Source organism: Salipiger sp. D13, from assembly GCF_003703915.1.
Lineage (GTDB): Bacteria > Pseudomonadota > Alphaproteobacteria > Rhodobacterales > Rhodobacteraceae > Salipiger > Salipiger profundus.
In genome coordinates, this window is the sequence record NZ_RAPJ01000098.1 from 1 (window position 1) to 1,913 (window position 1,913).

Annotated in this window: 2 protein-coding genes; both read right to left on the reverse strand. The window is 66.2% G+C overall.

The genetic code is table 11. The features are described from left to right. Positions 1 to 1,049, reverse strand: a 1,049-nt coding sequence (locus tag D6860_RS25060) for a DUF3363 domain-containing protein (protein ID WP_128549330.1), incomplete at its 3' end; no start/stop codon positions are given. A 243-nt stretch (positions 1,050 to 1,292) separates the two neighbouring features. Then, the coding region (locus D6860_RS25065; protein WP_164845669.1) for a lytic transglycosylase domain-containing protein at positions 1,293 to 1,913 on the reverse strand (621 nt) is incomplete at its 5' end.

The following is a 1,913-nucleotide window of genomic DNA, read 5'->3' on the forward strand; positions in this document are numbered from 1 at the left end:
CCGATGACGGGAACATCGAGGCTCTCCGCGGCAAGCACGTAACTCGAGGACCCGCGCTCGATCCCCCGGTCCGTCAGAGCCCGATGCATTCGCTTGATGATGTCGCCACGCTCCCCCATCTCGCGCAGGACCGCCTCGGCATCATCCCTGATGTGCCATTGCGACTGTCCGATCTGGTCGGCAACGCCAAGGACTTCCAACCGGCGCAGCCGCCCGATCTTCAGCGCGTGAAACGCATCCGGCTGCCGATCCGCATCCGGCGCCATGTCGAGGATGCGGGAGCGTCCCGCGTCCCGCAGCAACTGACGATCAAGTTGCGTCCAGCGCTCGGCCCCGATCTGTCGCTCAAGCGTCCGGCGGATGTCGAGATCGCTGCGCGGGCCCAGTTCCTGGGTGATGAGATCCCGCGCCCTGTCGCGCATCCCCTCCTTGATGTAGTCCCGCGAGATCACGAGATCCCGGCCGTCGTCGCGCATGCCGCGAACGATCAGATGGACATGCGGATGGGCCGTGTTCCAATGATCGACGCCGAGCCAGTCAAGAGACGTGCCGAGATCCTGCTCCATCCGCCCGACGAGATCGCGGGTGAAGGATTGCAGGTCAGACATGTCCGGCGCGTCGTCGGGCGAGACGATGAAGCGGAAATGATGACGGTCATCGCGACACCGCTCGGCAAAGGCCCGGCCATCGGCATCCTCCGATCCGGGCCCGAAGAGACTGGCCTTCTCCCCGTCCCGGGTCACGCCATCCCGGCGCAGGTAATCGAGGTGGGCTCCGAGGGGTGCGGATTTCCCGCTGTGCCGGACCACACGCGCCTTGACTACCGCGCCGCGTGTGCGGGCGGTGATGAGGCGGTTGGCCTGAATGCTGGCACGCTGACCGCGCCCGAAGCTGGACCGATTGCCCGGGGTGACGCGCCCGGCCCGCGAGACGCCACCGCCGGCCTTTTTCGCGGCAGCCAGAGCCTGTGCGATGAAGGGCCGGGCCTGCTGCGCCCGGGTAGAGCGGATACGCCCCGGGCGGATGCGGAACTCGCGATCATCGGGCATATGAAATCCCCGCACAGTGCGAAACAACGCAAAAGATCAGAGTGTTAGGCACATCTCGCACGGTGCAGGCACGCGCCACACGGTGCGGAGCGCGGCAAAAACATGAACAAAAACAACCGCCCAACCGCCGCGCACCGTGCACCCTTTTATCCTGCCATCCTTCGGTCGTGGTGCCCGCCACCACCCCTCGCGCCCTCCAAGACACGCCAGAGCACGATAGAATGCGAAGTGTCGTTGCGCGGATCATGGTCGGGCCTCACCAGTCTCCGGCTGGACGAAGAGGCCCTCAGATTGCGGGGTGAGGCCCGCCTGCGGCACCGCCGGGATGGGGGAAGGAGCGCCGCCGACCTTTCGGTCAGGCAACACAGGATCGGTTGCAAGCGTCCCGTCTTCGCGGCTGATGAAGATCGCCGCCTCACGCCAATCGAGCGGTCGGGCTGCAGTGATAGCGGTGCCCGATGGCCGCTCGCCAAGCAGAACGGGTGCAAGCGCAGCGACATAGGCACGTGTCTCGGGAGGCAGCGGACGATCCGCCAGTCGGTATTCTTCGTAGCGGGCGGGACCGGCATTATAGGCCGCCAGCATCGCCGAGACATCGCCATAGCGGTCCCACATCTCGCGCAGATAGGCCGTGCCCGCGAGGATGTTGTCACGCGGATCGTAAGGGTCTTCGCCTAGGCCATGACGGATGCGCAGCCCGGCCCAGGTGTCGGGCATGACCTGCATGAGCCCCATCGCGCCAGCGGAAGACACCGCGCGCAGATCGCCCGCGCTCTCTGTCCGCATCACGGCCATGATCCATGTCGTCGGAATGCCGAAGCGCTGCGATGCCTCGGTGACCTGGGCGGCATAGGGATGCGCGGC